Source organism: Nocardia macrotermitis (assembly GCF_009604405.1).
Lineage (GTDB): Bacteria > Actinomycetota > Actinomycetes > Mycobacteriales > Mycobacteriaceae > Nocardia > Nocardia macrotermitis.
The window spans coordinates 199,517-215,300 of the sequence record NZ_WEGK01000002.1 but is presented as its reverse complement, the minus strand read 5'-3'; the positions used below and the strand labels follow the sequence as shown (position 1 = coordinate 215,300).

Annotated in this window: 16 protein-coding genes; 7 read left to right on the top strand and 9 right to left on the bottom strand. The window is 68.3% G+C overall.

Annotation, left to right across the window (positions count from 1 at the left end):
- Window positions 1-165: 165 nt before the first annotated feature.
- The 4 genes from NRB20_RS04895 to nth form a co-directional block, all read right to left on the bottom strand.
- Window positions 166-1,359 carry a MarP family serine protease gene (locus NRB20_RS04895; RefSeq protein ID WP_153408020.1) on the bottom strand — a complete coding sequence of 398 codons (1,194 nt, stop codon included), beginning with the start codon at window positions 1,357-1,359 and terminating at the stop codon, window positions 166-168.
- Entirely contained in the window at window positions 1,356-2,072 is a 717-nt protein-coding gene (locus NRB20_RS04890; protein ID WP_227833259.1) for an NUDIX hydrolase, read from the bottom strand. The genes NRB20_RS04895 and NRB20_RS04890 overlap by 4 nt, the downstream gene beginning before the upstream one ends.
- Window positions 2,073-2,280: 208 nt before the next feature.
- The gene (locus NRB20_RS04885) at window positions 2,281-2,910 is read right to left on the bottom strand and encodes a TlpA disulfide reductase family protein (protein ID WP_319944581.1); all 630 of its coding nucleotides are present in this window, start codon (window positions 2,908-2,910) and stop codon (window positions 2,281-2,283) included.
- A gap of 5 nt (window positions 2,911-2,915) precedes the next feature.
- The gene (gene nth, locus NRB20_RS04880; protein ID WP_227833257.1) at window positions 2,916-3,623 is read right to left on the bottom strand and encodes an endonuclease III; all 708 of its coding nucleotides are present in this window, start codon (window positions 3,621-3,623) and stop codon (window positions 2,916-2,918) included.
- A gap of 265 nt (window positions 3,624-3,888) precedes the next feature.
- On the opposite strand from nth, the gene NRB20_RS04875 reads away from it, so the two are divergent.
- Window positions 3,889-4,131, top strand: a complete 243-nt coding sequence (locus tag NRB20_RS04875; RefSeq protein WP_153408019.1) for a hypothetical protein — start codon at window positions 3,889-3,891, stop codon at window positions 4,129-4,131.
- A 250-nt stretch (window positions 4,132-4,381) separates the two neighbouring features.
- Entirely contained in the window at window positions 4,382-5,056 is a 675-nt protein-coding gene (locus NRB20_RS04870; protein WP_040817786.1) for a Crp/Fnr family transcriptional regulator, read from the top strand.
- Window positions 5,057-5,133: 77 nt separating this feature from the next.
- On the opposite strand, the gene NRB20_RS04865 is transcribed toward NRB20_RS04870, so the two are convergent.
- The 3 genes from NRB20_RS04865 to NRB20_RS04855 form a co-directional block, all read right to left on the bottom strand.
- Window positions 5,134-5,928, bottom strand: coding sequence for an MBL fold metallo-hydrolase (locus NRB20_RS04865; RefSeq protein WP_153408018.1), 795 nt, complete (start codon window positions 5,926-5,928; stop codon window positions 5,134-5,136).
- Between the two features lie 74 nt (window positions 5,929-6,002).
- Window positions 6,003-6,464 (bottom strand): RidA family protein, encoded by a 462-nt coding sequence (locus NRB20_RS04860; protein ID WP_153408017.1) that lies wholly within the window; start codon window positions 6,462-6,464, stop codon window positions 6,003-6,005.
- Window positions 6,464-6,628 (bottom strand): DUF4177 domain-containing protein, encoded by a 165-nt coding sequence (locus NRB20_RS04855; RefSeq protein WP_085997622.1) that lies wholly within the window; start codon window positions 6,626-6,628, stop codon window positions 6,464-6,466. The genes NRB20_RS04860 and NRB20_RS04855 overlap by 1 nt, the downstream gene beginning before the upstream one ends.
- A 322-nt stretch (window positions 6,629-6,950) precedes the next feature.
- Here NRB20_RS04855 and NRB20_RS04850 point away from each other — a divergent pair, with 322 nt between their 5' ends.
- Window positions 6,951-7,997, top strand: a complete 1,047-nt coding sequence (locus NRB20_RS04850) for an ArsA-related P-loop ATPase (RefSeq protein WP_319944483.1) — start codon at window positions 6,951-6,953, stop codon at window positions 7,995-7,997.
- Window positions 7,997-9,199 (top strand): ArsA family ATPase, encoded by a 1,203-nt coding sequence (locus tag NRB20_RS04845; RefSeq protein WP_153408016.1) that lies wholly within the window; start codon window positions 7,997-7,999, stop codon window positions 9,197-9,199. Before NRB20_RS04850 ends, NRB20_RS04845 begins: the two co-directional genes overlap by 1 nt.
- Window positions 9,200-9,311: 112 nt before the next feature.
- Here the strand turns inward: NRB20_RS04845 and NRB20_RS04840 are convergent, their stop codons facing one another.
- Window positions 9,312-9,635, bottom strand: coding sequence for a WhiB family transcriptional regulator (locus tag NRB20_RS04840; RefSeq protein ID WP_153408015.1), 324 nt, complete (start codon window positions 9,633-9,635; stop codon window positions 9,312-9,314).
- 366 nt (window positions 9,636-10,001) lie between these two features.
- On the opposite strand from NRB20_RS04840, the gene NRB20_RS04835 reads away from it, so the two are divergent.
- A complete protein-coding gene (locus tag NRB20_RS04835) occupies window positions 10,002-12,365 on the top strand; it encodes a penicillin-binding protein (protein ID WP_319944482.1) in 2,364 nt (787 codons plus the stop codon).
- Window positions 12,366-12,614: 249 nt separating this feature from the next.
- Here NRB20_RS04835 and NRB20_RS04830 read toward each other — a convergent pair whose 3' ends face one another.
- The gene (locus NRB20_RS04830) at window positions 12,615-13,079 is read right to left on the bottom strand and encodes a GatB/YqeY domain-containing protein (protein WP_153408014.1); all 465 of its coding nucleotides are present in this window, start codon (window positions 13,077-13,079) and stop codon (window positions 12,615-12,617) included.
- Window positions 13,080-13,195: 116 nt separating this feature from the next.
- On the opposite strand from NRB20_RS04830, the gene NRB20_RS04825 reads away from it, so the two are divergent.
- Window positions 13,196-14,158 (top strand): metallophosphoesterase, encoded by a 963-nt coding sequence (locus NRB20_RS04825; protein WP_153408013.1) that lies wholly within the window; start codon window positions 13,196-13,198, stop codon window positions 14,156-14,158.
- A gap of 43 nt (window positions 14,159-14,201) precedes the next feature.
- Window positions 14,202-15,728: a hypothetical protein gene (locus tag NRB20_RS04820; protein ID WP_153408012.1), complete on the top strand. Its 1,527-nt coding sequence runs from the start codon at window positions 14,202-14,204 to the stop codon at window positions 15,726-15,728.
- Window positions 15,729-15,784: the final 56 nt, after the last annotated feature.

Below are 15,784 nucleotides of genomic sequence, written 5' to 3'. Positions count from 1 at the left end.
CACCCGACACCACGGCCCCCTACCGAACCGCTACCGAGCCACCCGACACCACGGCCCCCGACCGAACCGCTACCGAGCCACCCGACACCACGGCCCCCGACCGAACCACGACCGGGCACCCCGCGTGCCCGGCGGATCTCCGAGGGCAAGCGAGGGCAGAAACCGTCAGCTCAGCACGCACTGCCCGGTGCCGACGGCGGCCGTGCGACTGGCCGCGACATCGAGATCGGACTTGATCTCCTTCAACGTCAACACATATCCGGTGTCCTCGTCGGTGACGGCCGCACCGAACACCACGCCCAGTACGTCACCCTGCGTATCCACCAGCGGCCCACCGGAATTGCCCGCGCGGACCTTGCCGCGCACCGTGTAGACCTCACGCTCGACGGTGTCGTTCTTGTAGATGTTGGGACCGGTCAGGTTCAACGTCTCCCGCACCCGGGCCGCGCTGGCAGTGTACGCACCGCCGCCCGGATAACCGAGCACGATCGAACTCTCCCCCGAGGTCGCCGCCTCCGAGGCCAGCGGGATCACCGGCGCCTGCAGGCCGGGCACATCCAGCACCGCCACATCCTTGGACGGATCGAACAGCACCACCGTCGCGTCCAGCGGTCCCTTGGCGGTATCGACCTGGAGCGAGTTGGTTCCGGCGACGACGTGCGCGTTGGTCATGATCCGCTCGGGCGCGACGACGAAGCCCGAACCCTCCAGCATCCGTTGACAACTCGACGCGACACCGCGAATCCGCAACACACTGTGCTGCAGGTTGACCGCGACCGGACTGTTCAGCACGCTGCCGTCCGGCGGCGCGACCGCGGCGATCGGCGCGCGGCTGAACGGGCCGATCACATCCGGCAGCCCGGAGGTGTTGAGCAGTTTGGAGAATTCGTTGGGCACCCGGCGCAACCAGTTCGGCGCGACCTTGTTGACCTCCGAGAGCACCCGCGACCCGTTCACCGCGGCGGCGATCGCCGGTTGCGAGGACGACGCCAGCGGCAACGCCAGCAGCCACGCCGTCGCGAGCACCGCGACCAGTTGCAGGCACGCGCCCACCACGCTGTCCACCGAGCGGATGAACGGATTGCGCATCCCGCTGCGGGCCGCGCGGCCCAGCACCATGCCCGCCACCTCGCCGACGATCACCAGCGCCACGATCAGCACCACGCCGACCAGGACGCGTTTACGCCCCTCGGAGATGTGCACCAGGATGTGCGGCGCGATCAGGATGCCCGCCACCGCGCCCAGGATCACCCCCAGGAACGCCAGCGCCGAGGCCACCGCGCCTTGGCGCCAGCCCGAGGAGGCGGCCAGCAGCGCGATGATCACCACCGCGATATCGAGCCAGTCCGACGAGGTCATAGTGTCATCCCCACTGCCGCCAGTGCGGCCTGTAGATCACGCACGTCGTGCGGATCCCATTCCCGCTCCCATCCCGAAACCGCGAGCAGACCGGCCAGCACGCCGGCCGTGAAACCCCAGACGAGCATGCCGTCGGCCTCGAACGCCGGGCTCATGTATCCCAGCGGATGCCGCACCACGAACCGGTTCGCCGGATCGATCAGATCCGCGATCCGCACCCGCGCCACCCGCGCGGCCTCGGTCTCGCTGACCACCCGCACCTCACCCGGGGTGCGCCAGTACGCCAGCACCGGCGTCACGTCGAAACGCGAGGGCGGCACGAAGATCTTCGGCAGCACCGCGAGCGGATCCACACCCGCAGGGTCCAGTCCGGTCTCCTCCCACGCCTCGCGCAGCGCGGTGTCGATCGGACCGTGGTCGCCGGGTTCGACTCCGCCACCGGGAAAGGCGACCTGGCCGCGATGTTGCCGCAAGGTGGCCGCGCGCTGGGTCAGCAGCACATCCGCGTCGGCGGGCAAACCGCCCGGCGCGGCCGGATCCGCCTCGGGCGCACCGCCGAACAACACCAGTACCGACGCCTGACGCGGCCGCATCGCCGCACTCACGACCTGCTTCATCGCCGTCCGGTTCAGTACCGGATTGGTTCCGGTCGGATCGGCCGGTTCGCGCTCGACGACGCCACGCAACCAGACCGGAACACCCTCGGTCACCAGCTCCGGACGCGCGCCGGACTCCTCGCGCCCCTCGCGGTCGCGCACTGTGCCTCCTCCGGCCACCTCGCCGTGATCACCGCCCGCGGCGGCCGGGCTGCCCGTGGCAACCGCATCGGACCGGTTCCGAGCACGGTAGCCGCAACCGGTACCGGGCGCGCGACGGCCACCCCGATCGCTCACCACCGCACCCCGCTCGATCCCGATGCGCTCACACCCGCACCCCCAGTTCGGCGGCGACCTTCGCGCTGATGTCCGCGATGTCGGCGAACGGGCGCGACACGACCTTCGCGATCGAACCGTCGGCCCGCACCAACACCGAAATCGGCAGTGCCGGAACCGCTCCCACCGCGGTCCGCACCCGGCCGTCGCCGTCCTCGACACCCGCCAGGTGCACCTTCAGGTCCTGCAGCCGGGCCAGCGCCATCGACTCGTTCGGATCGCTGTGCACGGTGAGCACCGTCATCGCCGAGCCGACGCGATCGGCGAACTGCTGCAGCGCGGGCAGTTCCTCGGCGCAGGGCGCGCACCAGTACGCCCACAGATTCAGCAGCGCGGGTTTACCGGCCAGCGCCGCGCCCAGATCCACCTGCCGACCGTTCGCCAGGCAGTCCAGGCCGATACCGGCCAGCGGCCCCTTGGCCGGGCCCGGCGCGGTGGCGGTCGGGCAATCGGCCAGGGCGGCGGCCGAGCGCTGCCCGCCACTCACGGCGGCAGGCACCTTCATCGCCGTCGCCGTTGTGGTGGGCAGGTTTTCGTGCGCTGCGCGCGGCCACAGCGCCACCGCGAGCGCGACGATCACGATCAGACCGACGAACGTCCATCGCCAGGCCGTGGGAATCGACTTCACCGGCCCACCAGTTCGAGCAGATGCTCCGCCTCCGGTCCCTTGACCAGTGCGGCCGCGGCGACCGGATCGGTCGGCCCGGCCCCGAAGGACGGGCAGTCCTTGGCCAGCAGGCAGGCGCCGCACGCGGGTTTGCGGGCATGGCACACCCGGCGACCGTGGAAGATCACCCGGTGCGAGAGCATGGTCCACTCCTTGCGCTCGATCAGCTCGCCGACGATGTGCTCGACCTTGACCGGATCCTCCTCGGTGGTCCAGCCCCAGCGCCGCACCAGCCGCCCGAAATGCGTATCGACTGTGATGCCGGGCACATCGAACGCGTTACCCAGAATGACATTCGCAGTCTTGCGACCGATTCCCGGCAATTCGACCAATTCGTCCAGATTTCCCGGAAGTACGCCGTCGTGCCGTTCCAGCAGCGCCTGGCCCAAGCCGATCAGCGAGGACGTCTTGTTGCGATAGAAGCCCGTCGGCCGGATGTACTCCTCGAGTTCGGTGCGATCGGCCTCGGCATAGGCGCGCGCGTCACGATAGCGGGCGAACAGCGCGGGCGTGGTCATATTCACCCGGACATCGGTACATTGCGCGGAAAGGATTGTGGCGACCGCCAATTCGAGCGGGTTCGTGAAATCCAGCTCGCAGTGCGCATCCGGGAATGCCACGGCCAGTGTCCGATTCATCCGGCGCGCCCGGCGGACCAGGCCCAACCTGGTCTCGGCGGCGAATTTGGCCGCACGGGCGGCCGACGTGTCGCGCCGCTGCGGCTCGGCGGCGGCGCTGGAAGCGGAGGTGGCGGGCTTACGCACGCGTCCACCATACGGAACCCCTCCGACAACATCCCGCCGATGCGGTGCCCGACCCGGGGAAATCGACTCGATCGCGGGTGCCACAGCGACGTTCGCGGCGTGATCGAGGCGACAGAGAATGCCTCCCGTGTTCCATCTGAGACCTTCTCCGTGTTTACTCCTCGATATGCAAGGACTCGCTGTGGTGCTCTTCCCGGTGGTGCTGATGCTGTTCGCGCTGTTCATGGAACGCGTCGAAAATCGGCTTCGCAAACTGCTCGAACCGGAAGAAGAGGTCCAGCAATACCTCGAACGTGCCAGCAATGCCGAGGTCAACGAGCTCGCGAAGCTGGGTGTCCCGGCCGCCGCGGCCCACACCGGCCGTAGGCGTGCCCGCGGCGACGAACTGGATGTCGCGCAGGCCAGCTGATCCGCCACGCCGCGTCGCGGAAAACACGCGGGCGGCGGGAACCATTCGGGCATCGCGGTCGTTTCACCAACCGCATCTACGTGGTGTCTGTCACTAGCCTGCCCGAATGCAAAGTAGACTGCACTGTCGGCCGCTCCGATCCCAGACCGGGGCGACAGCGACGGGCCCGCAGGCGGCAGCTTGCGTCGTCACCACGTAGGGACCCGCTGGCGCCGCCAGTACACCGTCAATTCCCATAAGGAGCACATTCGTGGACGAGGCCCTCGCCAGAGCAGGCATCTTCCAAGGCGTCGAGCCCACCGCAGTGGCCGCTCTCGCCAAACAACTACAGCCCGTGGACTTTCCGCGTGGACACATCATCTTCAACGAGGGTGAGCCGGGCGACCGGTTGTTCATCATCACCTCCGGCAAGGTGAAGATCGGCCGCCGCTCGCCCGACGGGCGGGAGAATCTGCTGACCATCATGGGCCCGTCGGACATGTTCGGCGAACTGTCGATCTTCGACCCGGGCCCGCGCACCTCCACCGCCACCACCGTGACCGAGGTCCGCGCCGTCACCATGGACCGCGATGCGCTCAAGGCGTGGATCGATCAGCGCCCCGAGATCGCCGAGCAGCTGCTGCGCGTGCTGGCGCGCCGCCTGCGCCGCACCAACAACAACCTCGCCGACCTGATCTTCACCGACGTCCCCGGACGCGTGGCGAAGGCGCTGCTGACGCTGGCCCAGCGGTTCGGCACGCAGGAGGCCGGGGCGCTGCGCGTCACCCACGACCTCACCCAGGAGGAGATCGCCCAGCTGGTCGGCGCTTCCCGCGAGACCGTGAACAAGGCGCTGGCCGATTTCGCGCACCGCGGTTGGCTGCGGTTGGAGGGCAAGAGTGTGCTGATCTCCGATTCGGAGCGGCTGGCGCGTCGCGCGCGCTGACGCATTTGCGCCATCTGTGACGTCATCCGGGGCCGTTCGAGGCCCCGGATGCGTTTACCGGTCCGGCGGCCGTCCGCTCAGTTCTGTTGGCTGCGTAGGTAGGCCAGCTGGGCCTTGACCGAGCTGCGGGCCGCGGGCCAGAGCTTCTTGTCGACGTCGGCGTAGACCTTCGCGACGACTTGCAGCGGTTTGGCGTTTGGGCCCAGTTCGCGCAGGGCCGCGCGCACCTGTTCCAGACGTTCCTGACGGTGCTGGATGTAGTAGCGCAACACGGGTTCCGCTTCGGGGTGATCGGGGCCGTGTGCGGGCAGCAGGGCCCGGCCCGGGGCCACCGCGAGCAGGCGGTCCATCGAGGCGAGGTAGTCGCCCAGTGCGCCGTCGCGGGATTCGAGCACGGTGGTGCCGCTGCCGAGCACGGTGTCGCCGGTGAGGACCGCGTCGTCGAGGACGAAACTCACCGAATCGGTGGTGTGCCCGGGGGTCGCCAGGACCGTGATGCGCAGTCCGGCCGCCTCGATGATCTCGCCGTCGGTCAGCGGGGTGACCGAACCGCGCAGATGTTCCGGTTCCATCGCGCGCACCGTGGTTCCGGTCAGCTTGGTCAGCCGATCGATGCCGCCGGTGTGGTCGTGATGGTGATGGGTGATCAGGGTGAGGGCGATATTGCCGTCGGTTTCGCGCGCGACGGCCTCGCTGTGTTCGCGATCCTTGGGCCCCGGATCGATCACGACGCAATCGGATCGTCCGGGGGCGCGCAGGATCCAGGTGTTGGTGCCCTGCAACGTCATCTGGTTGGGATTGTTCGCCAGCAGGACCGATGCGGTCGGCGTGACCGTACGCAGTTGCCCGTAGGCCGGATGGGTGAGCGTCATGCTGTGTCCTTCTGCCTCGCTCGGCGCGAATCTCATTCCTGCCTACCGCATTTCGCCGCCGCCCGCACCGTCGACTAGCTCACCTCGACGATGAGTTCCACCTCGACGGGAGTGTTCCTGGGCAGTTCGAAGACGCCGACCGCGGAGCGCGCGTGCACCCCGGCCTCGCCGAACAGCTCGCCCAGCAGTTCCGAGGCGCCGTTGATCACCAGCGGCTGATCGTTGAATCCCGGTGCGGAGGCGACGAATCCGACGACCTTCACTACCCGCACGACCGAGTCGAGCCCGACCAGATCGTGCACAGCAGCCAGCGCGTTGAGCGCGCACAACTGCGCCGCCTGCTTGGCCTGCTCGAGACTCACCTCCGCGCCGACCTTGCCGACAGCCGAGAGCTGACCGCCGACGAACGGCAACTGCCCCGAGGTGTAGACGTGCGACCCGCTGCGCAGCGCCGGAATGTACGCGCCCGCAGGTGCGGCCACCGCCGGGATCTCGAGCCCGAGCCGCGTCAGGTTCTCCTGCCAGAGCTGCCCCATCAGCCCTTCACCCGCTTCAGGTACGCCACGTGCTGCTCACCGGTCGGCCCCGGCAACACCGTGACCAACTCCCAGCCGTCCGCACCCCACTGATCCAGGATCTGCTTGGTCGCATGCGTCAGCAACGGCACGGTCGCATATTCCCACTGCGTCACATCACTCATACGCCAGAGACTATCCGCGCACCCCACCCTCCAGAACCCTCGGGCTCACCTCGATCAATACCTCGTTCCGCCAACCCCGTTGAACGCCGACAGCAGAGTTCGCGGCCCGGCTCGCCGGTCGGACGCGTGGCGGGTGCGAGGAACGAGTGCCCGACACGGGGCTCAGCGGTGAGCCTCAGGGGGCCGCGAACCCGCCGCAGCGAAGCGGAGGCCGAAGACACAGCACCGCCGGAGCGGAGCGGAGGCCGAAGATACTGTGGTGTACCAGACAGTTGCTGCGTCTCTTGGTGGACTCTTTACATCTGCCTATAGGCTCGCGAGCGTGGGAGCACCGATAGCGGCACCAGTTTCCAGTGAAGCGGGGCCCGAGTTAGGTTGGCCGGAGCGGGCGGACAAGGCCCGGCTGCACTACGTTTCCGGGAAGGGCGGGACCGGGAAGTCGACGGTGGCCGCGGCGCTGGCGCTGGCTCTCGCGGCGGGTGGGCGGCGGGTGCTGCTGGTGGAGGTGGAGGGGCGACAGTCCATCGCGCAGCTGTTCGATCTGCCGCCGTTGCCGCCGACCGAGACCAAGATCGCGACCGCCGACGGCGGTGGCGAGGTGATGGCCCTGGCGCTGGATATCGAACACGCCTTCCTCGAATATCTGGACATGTTCTACAACCTCGGCTTCGCGGGCCGGGCGATGCGCCGGATGGGCGCCATCGAATTCGTCACCACGATCGCGCCGGGACTCAAGGACGTCATCCTGACCGGCAAGATCAAGGAATGCGTGGTCCGGACCGAGAAGGCCGGCAACCGCACCCGCCCGGTCTACGACGAGATCGTGGTCGACGCGCCGCCCACCGGCCGCATCGCCGGATTCCTGGACGTCACCAAGGCCATGGTCGATATGGCCAAGGGTGGTCCGATCGCGTCGCAGGCCGAGGGCGTGTCGAATCTGCTGCACTCCGAGCAGACCGTCGTACACCTGGTGACCCTGCTCGAGGCGCTGCCGGTGCAGGAGACCGCCGACGCGGTCGCCGAACTGACCGAGTCGGATTTCCGCATCGGCACCGTGATCGTGAACCGCGCCAGCGAGGGCTATCTGCCCGAGACCGTCCGGGCCCGCGCCGCCGACGGCGACCTCGACGTCGAGGCCCTGCGCACCGGCCTGCACGATGCCGGAATCACCTTGTCCGACAAGGACTTCCAGGGAATTCTGGAGGAGACGGTCCAGCACAGCGCCACCCTGCGCGCCCAGGACGACAGCTCGGCAGAACTGTCGCGGGTCGACATCTCCCGGCTGTATCTGCCCGCCCTGCCCGAGGGCATGGATCTGGGCGGGCTGTACGAGCTGGCCGAACATCTGAGCACCCAGGGAGTCCGCTGATGACCATTCCGGATACCGCTGTGCCCCTTGATATCTCGGCCATCGTCGCGGATCCCTCGGCCCGCGTGCTGGTCTGCTGCGGCAGCGGCGGCGTCGGCAAGACGACCACCGCCGCAGCCATCGCCCTGCGCGCGGCCGAACTGGGCCGCAAGGTGGTGGTGCTGACCATCGACCCCGCGCGCCGCCTGGCCCAGTCCCTCGGCGTCAGCGATCTGGGCAACAGCCCGCAACGCGTACAACTCGGCCCGGAGGCCAAGGGCGAGTTGCACGCGATGATGCTGAACATGCGCCGCACCTTCGACGAGATGGTGCTCGAGCACACCACCCCTGACAAGGCCGAGCAGATCTTCGCGAACCCCTTCTACCAGACGGTGGCCTCCTCCTTCGGCGGTACGCAGGAGTACATGGCGATGGAGAAGCTGGGTCAGCTCGTCGGCCGCAAGGAGTGGGATCTGATCGTCGTGGACACCCCGCCCTCGCGCAACGCGCTGGACTTCCTCGACGCACCCAAACGCCTCGGAAACTTCTTGAACGGCAGGATGATTCGCGTCATCATGGCCCCCGGACGCGGTGTCGGCCGCCTGGTCACCGGCGCGATGAGCCTGGCGGTGCGCGGCGTGTCCACCATCGTGGGCGGCCAGATGCTCAAGGACGCATCGCTGTTCCTGCAATCGCTGGAGTCGATGTTCGGCGGCTTCCAGGATCGCGCCAATCGCACCTACGCGATGCTGTCGCGGCCCGGCACGCACTTCGTGGTGGTGGCCGCCGCCGAACCCGACGCGCTGCGCGAGGCGTCGTTCTTCGTCGATCGGCTCTCCACCGACGCGATGCCGCTGGCCGGACTGGTCCTGAACCGCACCCACCCGGTGTTGTGCTCGCTGTCGGCCGAGCAGGCCGCCGCGTCCGCCGACCGGCTCGCCCCCGCGACCGGCAACGGCGTGCCCGGCGGGACCGTCAGCGCGGAATCCGACGACGACGCCACCGCCGATCCGCGCGCGCTGGCCGCCGACGTGTTGCGCATCCACGCGCATCGCGCCACCACCGCCAGACGCGAACAGCATCTGCTGCACCGGTTCACCGGCGCGCACCCCCGGGTGCCGATCGTGGCGGTGTCGGCGCTGCCGTTCGAGGTGTCGGATCTGCGGGCGTTGCGCGCGGTCGCCGATCAGCTCTTCGATTCGACCGGAACCCACATCGCCTGAACCCGCACGGCCAGAACCGGTCCCGCAGACCGAGCCACGCCCGGAGCTCGAACCGACCCCGGAAACGGGTCGAGCCCGCGAATGCGGGCTCGGTCCGTCGTCGGGACAGTGCTCAGATCGCCACCTTCTGGTTCCGCTGGGCGCGGAAGAACTCCGCCCACGAGGTCACCTCGGGATGCTGCTTGAGCAGCGCGCGCCGCTGCCGTTCGGTCATCCCGCCCCACACACCGAACTCGACGCGATTGTCGAGGGCGTCGGCTCCGCACTCCATCAGGACGGGGCAGTGGCGGCAGATCGTCGCCGCCTTGCGCTGCGCCGCGCCGCGCACGAACAGCTGGTCGGGGTCCACTTCCTTGCATCGGGCCTGGGAGACCCAGGCGATCCTCGCTTCGGCCTGCTCCACGTCCAATCGAGCGATGGGGGTAGTCATATGCATTTGGTGTGCCCCTTTGCAGTCCGAACACCGGGTCAACGGCGCTCCGGAATCACGAGCAGTCCGCAGCAACCCAACCCCGCTGCGAACTGCACCACATTCCACTTTGAGTGTTAGCTCTATCACACTGGGTTCTCAATCTAGGTAAAGGTATGGGCCGAGCGCAAGACCGTCCCCCGAATTTCTGGTACGCCCGTCCATGCAAATGCGACATAAAACCGGGCAGTCTGATCGAATTGGGCGACACGCCGGGCTTTTACCTGCACGACTCGCCCAGGTGTGACGCGATGCACGCCACGAGCAGGGCGGGAACCGGCGGCCCGCACCGCGCAACGCTCGCTCCGAGGGACTGCATTTAGTCTGGGGGGCGTGCCGATCTCACAAACGCTCGCCAGACTGGCCGGGGCGTGCATCCTGGCGGCCGCTCTGATCGCCGGGCTGTTGTTCCCGCTCGCCGGTGGTTTCGGGTATATCTCCAACCGAGCCGCCGACGCTGTCGACAACGTCTCGGCGGAAGTGCTGGAGGGCACCGTGCCCGCGGTCTCCACCATGGTCGACGCCACCGGGGCGCCGATCGCCTGGCTGTACGACCAGCGACGGTTCCAGGTCCCCAGCGACAAGATCTCCAACAACATGAAGTTGGCCCAGGTCTCCATCGAGGACCGCCGCTTCCTCCAACATCACGGCGTGGACTGGCAGGGCACCTTCCGCGCGTTCCTGCGCAACACCTCCAGCGGTGAGGTGCAGCAGGGTGGTTCCACCATCGACCAGCAGTACGTGAAGAACTTCCAGCTGCTCGTGGTGGCCAAGACCGACGCCGAGCGGCGTGCGGCCATCGAGACCACCCCCGCCCGCAAACTGCGTGAGATCCGCCTGGCGCTGACGCTGGACAAGCAGCTCACCAAGGACGAGATCCTCACCCGCTACCTGAACCTGGTGTACTTCGGCAACGGCGCGTACGGCGTCCAGGACGCCGCGCAGACCTACTTCGGCGTGGACGCCAAGGACCTGACCGTCCCGCAGGCCGCGATGCTCGCCGGCATCGTGCAGAGCTCCTCGCACTTCAACCCGTACAGCCGCCCGCAGGAAGTGCTCGCGCGCCGGAACACCGTGCTGGACACCATGATCCAGAACATTCCCGGCCGCGCCGAGGAGTTCCGCGCCGCCAAGGCGACCCCGCTGGGCGTGGTACCCGAACCCAAGGGCCTGTCCAACGGCTGTATCGCGGCCGACGATCGCGGCTACTTCTGCGACTACGCGATGCAGTACCTGGAGGACGCGGGCATCAGCAAGGATCAGCTCGACAAGGGCGGTTATCTGATCCGCACCACCCTCGATCCGGCCGTGCAGAATTCGATGAAGACCGCGATCGACGCCATGACCAACCCGAGCCTGGCGGATATCGCCGAGGTCTCCAGCATCATCGCGCCCGGTCAGGACTCGCACAACGTGCTGGCCATGGTCTCCAGCCGCACCTACGGCCTGGACGCGAACATCCATCAGACCGTGCAGCCGCAACCCTTCTCGATGGTCGGCGACGGCGCGGGCTCGATCTTCAAGATCTTCACCACCGCCGCCGCGATGGAGAAGGGCCTGGGCATCAACGCCAAGCTGGACGTGCCCTCGTTCTACGCGGCCAAGGGCATGGGCTCGAGTGGTACGCCCGGCTGTCCGGCGATGACGTACTGCGTCAAGAACGCCGGTAACTACCGCTCGCCGATGTCGGTGACCGAGGCGTTGGCGCAGTCGCCGAACACCGCGTTCGTCAAGCTCATCCAGGCCGTCGGGGTGACCCCGACCGTCGATATGGCGATCCGGCTGGGCCTGCGGTCGTACACCAAGGCCGGGACCTCCGGGCACGGCAACACGAGCATGGCCGACATGTTCAAGCAGCAGAATCTGGGCTCGTTCACGCTGGGTCCGGTCGCGGTGAACCCGCTGGAGCTGTCGAACGTCGCGGCGACGCTGGCCTCGGGCGGCAAATGGTGCCCGCCCTCGCCGATCAAGCAGGTCCTGGACCGCAACGGCAAACCCGTCTCGCTGACCCAGCAGGCCTGTGAGCAGGTCATCGATCCGGGTCTGGCGCATACGCTGGCCAACGCGCTGGGTCAGGACGCCGTCGGCGGTACCGCGGCCGGGTCGGCGCGGGCGGCGGGCTGGAACGTCCCGGTGGCCTCCAAGACGGGTACCACCGAGACCAACCGGTCCTCGGCCTTCCTGGGCTTCACCGATTCGCTGGCCGGGGCCGCGTACATCTACGGCGACTCCCCGACGCCGGACCAGATCTGCTCGTTCCCGCTGCGCAACTGCGGTAGCGGAAACCTGTTCGGTGGTAACGAACCGGCCCGCAGCTGGTTCATGGGCATCAAACCCGTGCTGGGCAACTTCCCGCCGACATCGCTGCCACCGCTGGACGACAAATACGTTCGGGGATCGAACAATTCACAGATCCCGGACGTGATGGGGATGACCCAGGCCGAGGCGACCTCGGCGCTGGTCGGCGCGGGATTCCAGGTCTCGGCGGTGACCCAGCCGGGTTCGGCCGCCAAGGGCACCGTGCAGGGCACCACGCCCAACGGGTCGGCGATCCCGGGTTCGGTGATCACGCTGTACCTCAGCGACGGCACCGAACGTCAGATACCGCAGGCGGGGACGCCGCAGCTGCCGAACCTGCCCGGCATCCCGATTCCGCGGCTGCCACCCATCCCCATCCCGATCCCGCTGCCTCGATAGGCGTTCGGACACATCTCGGGCGGACCTCCCAACATCATGGAGGTCCGCCCGAGGTATGTCGGGGGCCGGCGGCAGGACTCGATCACCGCAACCTCATGAACGCCGACAGCAAAGTTCGCGGCCCGGCTCGCCGATGAGACGCGTGGCGGGTGCGAGGAACGAGTGCCCGACACGGGGCTCAGCGGTGAGCCTCAGGGGGCCGCGAACCGCCGGAGCGGAGCGGAGCGGAGGCCGAAATCACAGCCGAAATTACAACCGGGACTTGACCGCGGCGGACAGGCGGGAGCCGTCGGCGCGACCGGCGGCCAGGGCGCCGGCGATCTTCATGACCTGACCCATCTGCCGCATCCCAGGACGCTCGCCGAGTTGCTCCGCGACGTCGGCGATCGCGGTGTCGGCGATGTCGGCGACCTCGGCGTCGGTGAGCTGGGTGGGCAGGTACTCGTCGATGATCTGTTCCTCGGCCCGCTCGTTGGCGGCGAGTTCACCGCGACCGGCCTGCTCGAAGACCACCGCGGCCTCGTTGCGCTTCTTGGACTCCTTGCTCAGCACCGCGAGGACGTCGGCATCGGAGAGCTCGCGGGCTTCCTTACCGGCGACCTCGGCGGTCTGCACGGCCGCCAGCAGCATGCGCAGGGTGTTGGTGCGCAGGGCATCCTTCGCCTTCATCGACGTGGTCAGGTCCGCCCGCAGCTTCGATTTGAGTTCCGACATGTCGCCCACGCTATCGGGTCCGGCAAACTACTCCCAGTACTTTTGCCGCGGCGTGCATGTGACGCTGTGCGGAATCACACTCGGTAATCCGCACGCATCTCGCCTATCCTGATCGAATGCCCGTACTCTCGTCTGCCGCATTCCGACGAGCCGCGCTGGGGGCCACCGGGGCCGCAGTCGCCGGAATCGGCTATGCCACGTTGATCGAACGCAACGCATTCGTCCTGCGTGAGACCACGTTGCCGGTGCTACAGCCGGGCTCGTCGAGCCTACGGGTGCTGCACATCTCCGATCTGCACATGACGCCCGGCCAGAAGCTCAAGCAGGCGTGGGTTCGCGAACTCGAGGGGCTCGAGCCCGATCTGGTGATCAACACCGGCGACAATCTGGCCCATCAGCGCGCGGTGCCCGCGGTGGTGCAGGCGTTGTCCGGGCTGCTGTCGCGGCCGGGGCTGTTCGTGTTCGGCAGCAACGACTACTTCGCGCCGGTGCCGAAGAATCCGTTCAAGTACTTCAACAAGAACCACAAGCGCGTCTACGGCGATCCGCTGCCCTGGCAGGATCTGCGCGCGGCCTTCGCCGAACGCGGCTGGCACGACCTGACCCACGTGCGGCGCGACGTCGAGGTGGGCGGGATCAAGATCGCGACCGGCGGCGTGGACGATCCGCATCTGCGGCGCGACCGCTACGAGACCATCGCCGGTGCGCCGAATCCGTTGGCGGAGTTGAGCATCGGGCTCACCCACTCCCCCGAGCCGCGGGTGCTGGACCGGTTCGCCACCGACGGTTACGACTTGGTGCTGGCCGGGCATACGCACGGCGGGCAGCTGTGTGTGCCGGGCTTCGGCGCGCTGGTCACCAACTGCGGGATCGATCGTTCGCGGGTCAAGGGCGCGTCCCGGTGGGGTGCGCACACCCGGCTGCACGTGTCGGCGGGTCTGGGCACCTCGCCGTGGGCTCCGTACCGATTCTGCTGCCGTCCGGAGGCCACGCTGCTGACGCTGGTCGCGGCGCCACCGCAGCGTCCTGCCGCCGACAGCGGCCATGGGGTTTCCACCTCGGAGGCCGTGGCGCGTTAGGGTTGCTCGCGCCGATCCGATACGTCAGGGGCGAGGGTGATCTATGAGTTCGACGAGCGGTGATTCCGGCGAGCAGTCCTCCTCGAAGGACCATCCCCGGTCACAGCAGGCGTCGGTGCTGCGCGGGCTGGATCTTCCCCATCCGACCTCGCCCGCCGATACCACTCATACCGAGATGATCGATATGCGTGGTGCGGATGACGCGCGCACGCAGGCGATTCCGCAGGCCGGGCCGCGGATCGACAACTCGCGCACCGAGGTGATCCGACAGGCCGAGCCGCGGGGTCCGCAGCCGGACGCGCCGCGTGCGCAGCCGGACCCGCCTCGCGCGCAGCCGCCGCGTGGGGCCGCGAATTCCCCTGGGCAGGGCCAGGTTCCGAACGATTCGGCGCAGACCGAGGCGTTCCATCAGTTGAGTTTCGGGCAGCAGGGCGCGTCGGCCGGACAGCAGCCGCTCGCGTTGTCGCCGGAGATCGCACAGTACGCGCCGGACGGTCGGCCCGACGCGCGCACGAGTCCCATTCCGCAGCAGGCGGTTTCGCCGCCGCGACGGGCGCGGTCCGGGTCGCCGAAGGACGCGCCGCCACCACAGCCGGTCGGGCGGGGTCGTCCGCACGGCGGGCCGACGAGTCCCATTGCGCGGCAACCGCTTGCGGAGCAGGGGGTGCCGCAGCCGGAGCAGGCGTGGCAGCTGGGGACGCCCGAGCAGGCCGGTTCGCGTTCCGAGACTTCGGCGAATACTTCTGCGCGGCAATCGGATTCGGCCCGTCATCCGGAGACCGCGCCCCGGCCCGACGCCGAGGACGACAAGCACGCCGATCGGCCGTTGTCCGCGCGCGAACGCAAACGCTGGCTGTTCGCCGGGATCGGCGCGGCGGCCGTGGTGATCCTGGGTATCGGCGCGACGCTGCTGCTGACCGGACGGCATTCGGACGATGCCACGGGCACGGTGAGCGCGTTGAGTTCCGGCGCGAGCGCCGCGCCGCTGGCCACCCCGGCGCAGACCACCGCACCGGCCACGATTGCCGGTGTGGCGCCGCTGATTCCGGGATATCAGGTCGTCCAGGTTCCGGAGCGGGGCGCGGCGTTCGACGTGCCCAAGAGCTGGCAGCTCGACGCGAACGGGACGAAGACCTGGGGTACCGCCCCCGAGACCGTCGAGATCGCCGGGCTCGTCCAGGACGGTAAGGGCTACTGCCCCAACTACATTCGCACCAACGCCTTCCTGACCATGTCCGGGAAGCCGGATCCGGCCGCGGCCGCGGTGGACATCGGCACCCGGCTGGCCAAGATCGGCTGGGCCACCTCCACCGGCACCACCCCCGGCAAGGCCGAACCGCTCACCTCCCTGGACGGCCAGCTACACGGCTCGTTCGCCGAAACCGATGGCACATTCAAGCCACCGGCTCCCGGATGCGCCAAAACCTACTCCGTCTACACTTTCGCGTTCCCCAGCGAGAACGGCAGCTTTGTCGTCACCGTCACCGCCGACACCGGCGTCCCGCACGCCATCGACCGCGCCACCGCCCAGAAGATCCTCGCCAGCATCCGCCCCCTACAGGCCAAATGACCTGCGGATTTAACGTCTGACCCCACCCTGTTGTAAGCTACTCCAGGTTCACAACA